Here is a 1,350-nt window from a genome sequence, read left to right as displayed (position 1 = left end):
AATATCGGGTGTCTATAAAGTCACGCAACCCAAAATTTTAAAATATCTTTATATTCATAATTTTAATTTTATAGTACATTATTCTTATGATATTGTGATATTTTTGAAAGAATATAAAAATAAACATAAAACCAAAATGATACATTTTTTGTAATTAAATTTATTTACATGGCGATAAATAGTCATAACAAATAGCTAAAATGGTTTCCGTCACATTTCAGACATAAATCAACGCGACGAAGAAAATTGTTTGAAACTCTTTCCAACGTTTCTGCATTAATATTGTTGATTTCCCTAGTTATCGCTTCTTTCAAATTGTCCAATGTTTTTGGATTCTTTCGGTATGCAACTCGTTTGAGGTGAGCCCACAAGAAATAATCAGGTGGCGTTAAATCCGGAGAACGAGGTGGCCATAAATTTTTGGAAATTAAACGATCTTCAAATATTTCGTGAATTCTGCTTAGTGAAAGATTTGAGACATGAGGCCTGGCGTTGTCTTGTTGGTAATATCCTGATGATATTTCTTCTTCAGTTAATTTTGAAATAAAATCATTAAAGATTTTCAAATAACGAACAGAATTTATGGTTTCATGGAAGAAGATGGGCCCAATTAATTTTAATTTTGAAATTGCACACCACACACCTATTTTGGTAGAATGCAAAGGGTGCTGTACAAATTCGTAAGGATTATTTCTGGCCCAATGACGTGAATTTTGAGCATTCACATAACCAGAAAGGTGAAACCAAGCCTCATCAGAAAAATACAAATTATCCAGTAATTTAGGATTTTCAGTATGTTTAAGAATAATCCATTCACAGAATGTTACGCGTTTACGATAATCAGATTCTTTGATTTCATAAAGCGAACTTTTTTTGTATGGTCGCATCTTCAGCTTCTTTTTGAGTACCTTTCGACAAGTTTCGGGACAGACTTCTGTTTCACTAGACAACCGTCGTACTGATATGCTTCGATTAACGATAACACTGGATGCCATCTTTTGTATCAAAGATTCACTTTGAATATTTGGTCTTCCTGAACGTGGAGCATCGAGTACCGACCCTGTTAACCGAAATTTGTTAACTAGGCGTTGTATTGTCGATTTGTTTGGAACCATTTCTCCGTAAAATTTTCCATATTCCAAACGAAATTGATCTTGACATGTCTTATAGGACGACGATTTCAAATAGTTTTCAACCAAGAAAATTCTTTCGGGTATCGTATATTTGTTCATTATTGTTTTCTAACTAAATAACATACATTTAATATCAATATAAATATATACATCAATATAAATATCATTAAATATATTTTAAAATTTTGGGTTGCGTGACTTTATAGACACCCGATAT

At 31.9% G+C, this 1,350-nt stretch carries 1 protein-coding gene; it reads right to left on the bottom strand.

Annotated features, from left to right (window positions below):
• Window positions 1-182: 182 nt before the first annotated feature.
• On the bottom strand, window positions 183-1,115 hold the full coding sequence (locus ACAX61_RS19510) for a hypothetical protein (protein WP_370716200.1): 933 nt from the start codon (window positions 1,113-1,115) through the stop codon (window positions 183-185).
• Between the last annotated feature and the right edge of the window lie 235 nt (window positions 1,116-1,350).

Source organism: Sphingomonas sp. IW22 (assembly GCF_041321155.1).
Taxonomy (GTDB): Bacteria; Pseudomonadota; Alphaproteobacteria; order Sphingomonadales; family Sphingomonadaceae; genus Sphingomonas.
Note: the sequence above shows the minus strand (reverse complement) of the source record. Positions and strands in the feature narration are given on the sequence as shown.

Excerpts from the sequence above, each read along its gene's own strand:
- ACAX61_RS19510 (WP_370716200.1), bottom strand. The coding sequence starts at position 1,115 with ATGGTTCCAAACAAATCGACAATACAACGCCTAGTTAACAAATTTCGG.